This window comes from uncultured Dialister sp., assembly GCA_900314595.1.
In the GTDB taxonomy this organism is placed as follows: domain Bacteria; phylum Bacillota; class Negativicutes; order Veillonellales; family Dialisteraceae; genus Dialister.
The window spans coordinates 1-6,989 of sequence record OMVW01000062.1; the positions used below are offsets into that span (position 1 = coordinate 1).

The following is a 6,989-nucleotide window of genomic DNA, read 5'->3' on the forward strand; positions in this document are numbered from 1 at the left end:
AGGGTGAATAAAGGCTTATTTCCCCTATATATGATAGAAGAACTTCGATTTAGAGGTATTTTATACGCTGCTAAGTTAATGATATTGTAGTTAATAGTTTAATAGTTAATGGTTAATAGCTGCATTTATGTCAGGCGGGCGGGGAAACTTTTATCCCCATCCGCCCAATGGCAGAACCCATTAGCCATTAACCATTACCTATTAGCCCCAATATTCAGCCTTTACATTCTGATGCATACCCGTTGGCCCAGCCCATTAACTATTAACCCCAATGTACGGCTTTCCCACACGGATGAATACCCGGCAGCCCGGCCCGATTAACTATTACCCCAATGTACAGCTTTCCCACACGGATGGCTGAAAAGTTTTCCTCATTATCTATTAGCCATTACCCATTTAACTGATAAGCGGACTGAATACTTTCCCAGCCAATATATGATACAATAGGATTAAAGAAAAATGGGAGGCACTGCTATGGATATTTCCGAAGAGATTTCCAAAATGAATTTTTACAAGACCTTCGAGCCTTACATTGATCCTTCCGTGACTATGGCGGAAAGGATGAAAGGAAACGTGCGCCTCGTATCCGGTGCGCCGAAAGAGGCGAAAGAGGCCCTTTCGAAGTGGAAGGCCATTGTGCTGAAGAAACGACTTTTCTAAGGAGGAAATTATGGACTGCAAACTCGATGAAGAAGGCAAACTCATGCTGCAGGGGCTCACAGAAGCCCAGAAAACACAGGCCCTCACCCTTTATGCCAGCAGGGAAAAGAAGAAATGGCTGGCCTACGTCCTCTGGATCGTCTTTGCGGCCTACTACATCTACCTGGGACGGATTGTGAGAAATATCATCCTCTGGGTCCTCATGTGCTGCTTCATCGGCGTCATCTGGTGGGTTGTGGACCTCTTCCGTATCTCGGGGATGGTGGATAAGAAAAATAAGGAAATACTGATCCAGTGCATCAATGAAGCGAAGAGTATCTCAAATCAGGCAGATATAATGGTCTGAGACAGTTACGGTATTCGGGTCTTAGCCCTGATATCCACATGCCCCGGACAGGGCTAATTCCCGAAAACCGTAACTGACTCAATCCACTGTATCTGACAGAAGACTCCAATCAATTATCATTCGACACATGCGCTTTATCGAAAATAAGGAAGCAGATGGAAACGATCATGGCAGTCACTGTCGCTAGTCCCATGCCTTTGAGCTGGACCGGTCCTACGACCACGGTAGCTCCGGAGAGGCCGGAAATCATAGTGACTGCAGTGAGGATGAGGTTTCTGGATTTCGTATAATCCACTTTCTTTTCAATGAGCATACGGATACCGGAGGCTGCAATGAATCCGAAGAGGAGGATGCACACACCGCCCATGACGGGGGTCGGAATGGCATGGATGAGGGCTGCAATTTTTCCTACGAAGGAGAAGATAATGGCAAAGACGGCTGCCCCTGCGATGACCCAGGTGGAGTAGACGCCGGTCATGGCCATGACACCCATATTTTCACCATAGGTAGTATTCGGGGTGGAACCGACGAAACCGGAAATGATGTTGGACAGACCGTCGGCGAAGAGGGAACGATGAAGCCCCGGATCCTTGATCAGGTCTCTTCCCACGATATCACTGGTTACGAAGAGGTGGCCCAGATGTTCAGCCAGCACCACGAAAACGGCAGGGAGAATCATCATAATGGCGGACAGGTTGAAATGGGGCGCATAGAAAGTGGGCGGAGCCACCCAGGCAATGGATTCCACTTTGGAGAAATCGACCACTCCCAGGATGATGGAAAGGATATATCCCGCAATGACACCGATTAAGATTGGAATGATGGAAATAAATCCGCGGCCCAGCACAGTTGCCAGGATCGTTACGACCAGGGTAAACATGGAAATCGTAATGGCCGTAGAAGCACTCATGCCCTGCGGGTCCCCGATAAATCCGGACATGCTCATGGCAAGCGGCGCCAGTTCCAGGCCGATGATGGCTACGATAGCCCCCATGGCGGCCGGAGGGAAGAGCACGTCAATCCAGGCGACCCCTATTTTCTTGACCAATAGCGCAATAATAACGAAACAGAGACCGAAAGCAATGAATCCGCCCTGGGCATCTGCATAGGTCATGCCCTTTGTGGCAGTGACTGCCAGAACCGGTGAAATAAAAGCAAAGGAAGAGCCCAGGTAAGCAGGCAGCTTCATCTTGCAGATAAAAAGGTACAGAAGCGTACCGATGCCATTCATAAAAAGGCAGGTAGCCGGATCCACATTCAGCAGGAACGGTACGAGCACCGTAGAGCCAAACATGGCAAACAGATGCTGCAGACTGAGTGGTATGGTCGGCAGCAGCGGAAGCCTCTCCTCGACGTGAATAATTCGTTTCGCCATTTCATTCCTCCCCGGAAAATGATTCAGAAAAAAAGGCCCTTCAGTGCGAACCTGAAGAACCTCCTTCCCGAATCTCTCAAATTTTATCTGTATTATCTTACGCTTTTTAAAAGATAAAAGCAAGGGAATTTAGAGCGAATTATGATTAAGTAAACAACAATCCCCTGCAGTCCGTGAAACTTTTGAATCGGGGCTATCGGGGATATCGGGAATCATTTCGGGACTATCGGGAAAGTGGCGCCCTGCGGGCGCATTTTTATATGGCCTTCGGCTCTCATCTCTGGCGGAAATATTTTTGCTCTTTTGTACAGTTTTCACTCACCGGGCAGCCTGCGTTCCACAGAGAACCATTTTCTCATCTCATTTTCGATTTGTACCTGAAGCGTCTCCTGCTCACCACTCTCTGGCCAGGGGGCAGGTGATTTTTTGGCTTGAACCGGCTTTTCAAACTCGTCTGTGTACATTCCCCATAAAAATTTGCGGTGCATCAGCGCCGCCATCTTCCCGAAATCCCAAATCCGACGTCCGAATTCCGTTTTTCCCCGCATGAGCATATTCCCCATATATACTCGTGCCGCATCAGCGGCACACCTTCACGAATCACGAATCACGAACCCCGAAATCTCGGAATTGTCTAAAACGGGGCTCGCCGTGATGAGGCTAACTCCCGAATACCGTAACTGACTCAAAACAGATATCTGACAAGTGACTCCAATAAACCCGCCTGTGCAAAGTCCCCTTAAAAATTCGTCGCCCCATCAGGGGCGACACCTTCCCGACAACCCCGATACCCCCGAACCCCGAAATCTCGAAAAAGACTCAGTACCCCCGTATCTGCCCTTCCCCGCTCATATCGAAAATCGGCCCGTAAGCTGCGTTTGCGAGGCCCTTGACGGCCCATACGCAGTTCTGGGTGGAGGAGTAGATGTACCGGTCTGCCACAGGGACGATGTGTTGCGCTGCCCGCATATTGGCAATGGCCGGATTGGCAAGAAAATCATCCCTGTATTTCGAAGCGCCTGTCGTATCCGACGCCCGGTCGGTGGAAACGAAGAGCATATCCGGGTCTGTCTTCACGATGAGTTCCGTAGAAGTGGCCTGGCCGTTCACTCCTCCGGCGAGAGCAATCGCATTGTCTGCCCTGGCCCGGGTCAGGAGTTCATTGAACATGGACCCCGGTCCGCCATAGCGGGTCATCTGGGAGACCAGGTACACCACGGGACGTTTCCCTGTTTCCTGTGCAAGGCGGTCATCTATTTCCTGAAGCTGGGCGTCCATCTTTCTGACTACATTTTCGCCCCGTTCTTTTTCATCCACCGCCGCTGCTATGATCCGTATGTCATCTTTTACCTGCTGAATGGACCGGGGCCCGTCGATGACCACCACCGGTATGCCCAGATTCCTGTACATATCCAGCTCATTGGCCTTCGTATACAGGGAGGCCACGATGAGGTCCGGCTTTGCTTTCGTCACGATTTCCATGGAAAGGCCCACCAGAGGGACGGTGAGGGAAATATTTTTCGTATCCTCCGCCACATAGGAAATCACAGGATCCCTGTCTGCTTCTGTCGCCGCTACCAGTTTATCCGGAGTCACCACGGAAAGAAGCATCGTATCGATTGCTGCCGAATTTCCCAGGATCCGCTCCGGCTTCTTCGGGATTTTCACTTCCGCTCCTGTGGCATCCTTCACCACATACCCCTTCCCGCCGGAAGGAGCCATGGTCTTCATGCCGCAGCCGGAAATAGAAGCTGCGAGAACGAGAGCAAGACAAAGTACAGAAATTTTCATGAAATCACCTCTGTGGAAGAAATTTAATCTTTCCTTCATTATATTTCACTTCTCTCTTCCCTGCCACCCGAACTATTGACAACCGATTCCAATCCTTTTATATTGAAAGAAATTTTAGATAAAGAGGTTTCCATGCACATCACTCCCATCAACCTGAAGAATTTTATAAAAGTCCGCCGGCTCTACCTCTCCGCCCTCGAAGAATGGATGGCGGCTTTTCACTTTGGAGGGGAAAAGCCAGGGATTGGGCGATAGGGGTTAACGGTTAGCCGTTAGTGGAGCCGTTAGTTTTTAGCGCGTAATACCGGAAAAACGGATTTCGGACTTTTGCCGCCTGTGTACATTCTCCATATATACTCGTCGGTGCATCAGCGCTGACACCTTCCCGAGACTCCCGACAGCCCCGATACTCCCGATTAAAAGGTCATCGAAGAAGACAGTTTCCAAATATAAAAAAGGCGCCCTATGATTTTAAGGCGCCACCTTCACTTCCGACTTATCACTTATTATTTATGGCATAATGACAAAAGTTCCCTCTTCCCCGGAAAGTCCTTTCCCTTTACGATACAGTTCCAGATCTCTTCCTGTGAGTTCGCGGAGGGCATTTGTCTTTACATCGATGAAGGTCGGATTTTCCATGGTCTCCACTTCTGAAAGGCCAAAAGAGCCATCCAAAGGATTCCATCTGATATGGCCCACCTTGTCCACCATACGCCTCATCTGGGCATGAGCCGTTCCCTTAGGCCAGTAGAGATGCCAGAAAAGGAGGGAAAGATTTCCATTTTCAGAAATCACTTCCAGATTCTGATTTCCGGCAGAATTCGGAAGAAGCCCCGCTTCTTTTAAAGTTTCCCCGGAAATGGGGACCTGAATCTTCCCGTTTTCTTCGCCGATGAGCCAGAACCCCTTCTCTCCCGTTTCATCAGAAAGGGTGACCTGCCAGAATTTTTCGCCTTTTTCCATCTCCAGGGGCACTACGTGAAAGGTTCCTGTTCTGCAGGAGGAAACGGGACTGGTATAGAAGATCTGTCCCTCTTCCCCGGTCAGCTGGAAGAAATGATTGTACCCGGTGAAGGTGATTTTCTCTCCCGACGCCCTTTCGTAGGATTTCCTGGACCATTCTTCCCTTCCATTTTTTACGCGAGGGGAGAGGACTGTCTCTTCCCCGGCTCTATGAAGAGTATTTCCTGAGGAAATAGAAAACAGATGCAGGATTTTTTCCGGATGGAGTGCGAGGCCCTTCCGGTCTGCTTTAGACTGCTGAAAGCCTTGTCCATTCCAGGTGAAATAAGCCTGCTGCCTTGGGAGGAAACCAGCCGGACCCTGCCGCCCTTTCGTGACGGAAAGGGTATTTCCCCTGAACGAGGAGAGAAGGATTTCCTCCGTATCCGCCGGAATCAGGATTCCTGCCGAAGAAAGTTCTTTTTCCCCCATCACTTCCGTGAATGTCCCTTTTTCCTCCTTCACCACCCGGAGTTTCGAATCGCTGCTGATGAGCCAGAAACGGATATCCGGGCGACTGGTATTTGCAATCTGACAGGTATAGCCCTCGGGGCGGGAAGAAGGCTCCGTGCGATACAGGATATTTCCCTTTTCATCCCGGATGGAAAAAGTGGAATCGTCAGCCCCGGCTATGATGGGCTTCCCATCGATCCCATACATCCGGACCGCCCGGTTCACCTTCCTGTCCAGCCTCGTCACAAGAGGTGTGTGATTGTTATAGAAATAAAATTCATCGCTCGTTTCCGTGAGCTTCATAGGCTCCCCAATTCCCGAAGGATTTCCCGCAAACCCCGCTGCCATAGCCCCCGCCCCGATGAGAGCTGCTGCGCAGAGACCACAAACCAGTTTCCTCATACAATCCGCCTTCTTTCGCCGATGATCCTGATTGTATTGTAAAAAAGCACTTTATAAAGTACCGTTACCTGGGAGTAAAAAATGGGTCAAAGGAGAAAAAATCCGGTAAACAGGCATTATATCTGCTGCAGATAAACGGACTTCGGATTTTGGATTTGGGATTTCGGAAAGGATATGGCCAGCTTTTGCCAGTCAATTTTAAATATCGTCCTTCGGACACAGGCCTCCTGCCCTGAAAACAAAGAGAAAAGGGGAAAGAGGCAAGGTGTAAGGGAAGGCGGCCGCATCAAATTCTTGAAGCGGCTAATTTTATATGGCCTGCGGCCCGCAGATGTGCCGGAAAGGATCCTGCGCAGGCGGTGACTCTTCACTTACGACCCGGACCTGTATTCCCTGCCGCACCCGGACCTGTATTTCCGAACGAGGAACCAGGTGTATTCCCGACCCCGCGCGTATCGCTGATTGACCCAAACTGCTTTGATTATATCTGAGCTCCAGTCCCCAATTCCTCCTCTAAATTGTAGTTACTATGGTCTGAGACACTTCGGTATTCGGGTCTTAGCCTTGCTCCCGACATGCTCCGGTTGTGTCAATTTCGAAAAATCGGGGCGATCGGGGTGATCGGGGCTGTCGGGAAGGTGGGCGGCCTGATGGGCCGATTTTTTATTGGGAAATTTATTGGAGACTTCTGGTATTTACGATGACCAGGGTCACAAACGATATTCGGGAATCAGCCCTGTAAGGGACATGCCGCTCTATAGTCACATTCGAGATTTCGGGGAGCGGGATGCGGGGCTGATGCGGCACATTTTTTATGGGGCATGTGCACAGGCGAGCGTGAAATACCCATACAAGTCGAATCGTTCAAGGCTCCCCAGGCTTACTATAAAACCATTATCCCGAAAAACCCAAAAAAGGGCGCACTTACCCCAGGGTCCATTTTTTAGCTTTTTTCAGTTA

At 49.9% G+C, this 6,989-nt stretch carries 6 protein-coding genes; 2 read left to right on the forward strand and 4 right to left on the reverse strand.

The window, feature by feature from the left end; all coding sequences use genetic code 11:
- Positions 1-474: 474 nt before the first annotated feature.
- Both QZN42_RS09685 and QZN42_RS09690 read left to right on the forward strand, forming a co-directional pair.
- Positions 475-660 carry a hypothetical protein gene (locus QZN42_RS09685; protein WP_296957119.1) on the forward strand — a complete coding sequence of 62 codons (186 nt, stop codon included), beginning with the start codon at positions 475-477 and terminating at the stop codon, positions 658-660.
- Positions 661-670: 10 nt separating this feature from the next.
- Positions 671-1,006, forward strand: a complete 336-nt coding sequence (locus tag QZN42_RS09690; protein WP_296957124.1) for a hypothetical protein — start codon at positions 671-673, stop codon at positions 1,004-1,006.
- Positions 1,007-1,115: 109 nt separating this feature from the next.
- On the opposite strand, the gene uraA is transcribed toward QZN42_RS09690, so the two are convergent.
- The 4 genes from uraA to QZN42_RS09710 all read right to left on the reverse strand — a co-directional run bounded on the left by uraA (position 1,116) and on the right by QZN42_RS09710 (position 6,029).
- Positions 1,116-2,381 carry a uracil permease gene (gene uraA, locus QZN42_RS09695; protein ID WP_296957127.1) on the reverse strand — a complete coding sequence of 422 codons (1,266 nt, stop codon included), beginning with the start codon at positions 2,379-2,381 and terminating at the stop codon, positions 1,116-1,118.
- Between the two features lie 314 nt (positions 2,382-2,695).
- Positions 2,696-2,944, reverse strand: a complete 249-nt coding sequence (locus tag QZN42_RS09700) for a hypothetical protein (RefSeq protein WP_296957130.1) — start codon at positions 2,942-2,944, stop codon at positions 2,696-2,698.
- A 256-nt stretch (positions 2,945-3,200) separates the two neighbouring features.
- Positions 3,201-4,172, reverse strand: a complete 972-nt coding sequence (locus tag QZN42_RS09705) for an ABC transporter substrate-binding protein (RefSeq protein ID WP_296957133.1) — start codon at positions 4,170-4,172, stop codon at positions 3,201-3,203.
- A gap of 510 nt (positions 4,173-4,682) precedes the next feature.
- The gene (locus QZN42_RS09710; protein ID WP_296957135.1) at positions 4,683-6,029 is read right to left on the reverse strand and encodes a hypothetical protein; all 1,347 of its coding nucleotides are present in this window, start codon (positions 6,027-6,029) and stop codon (positions 4,683-4,685) included.
- Positions 6,030-6,989 lie beyond the last annotated feature (960 nt).

Bases quoted from the DNA above. Each gene is read 5' to 3' on its own strand.
- QZN42_RS09685 (WP_296957119.1), top strand. From the start codon at position 475: ATGGATATTTCCGAAGAGATTTCCAAAATGAATTTTTACAAGACCTTC.
- QZN42_RS09690 (WP_296957124.1), top strand. From the start codon at position 671: ATGGACTGCAAACTCGATGAAGAAGGCAAACTCATGCTGCAGGGGCTC.
- uraA (WP_296957127.1), bottom strand. From the start codon at position 2,381: ATGGCGAAACGAATTATTCACGTCGAGGAGAGGCTTCCGCTGCTGCCG.
- QZN42_RS09700 (WP_296957130.1), bottom strand. From the start codon at position 2,944: ATGGGGAATATGCTCATGCGGGGAAAAACGGAATTCGGACGTCGGATT.
- QZN42_RS09705 (WP_296957133.1), bottom strand. From the start codon at position 4,172: ATGAAAATTTCTGTACTTTGTCTTGCTCTCGTTCTCGCAGCTTCTATT.
- QZN42_RS09710 (WP_296957135.1), bottom strand. From the start codon at position 6,029: ATGAGGAAACTGGTTTGTGGTCTCTGCGCAGCAGCTCTCATCGGGGCG.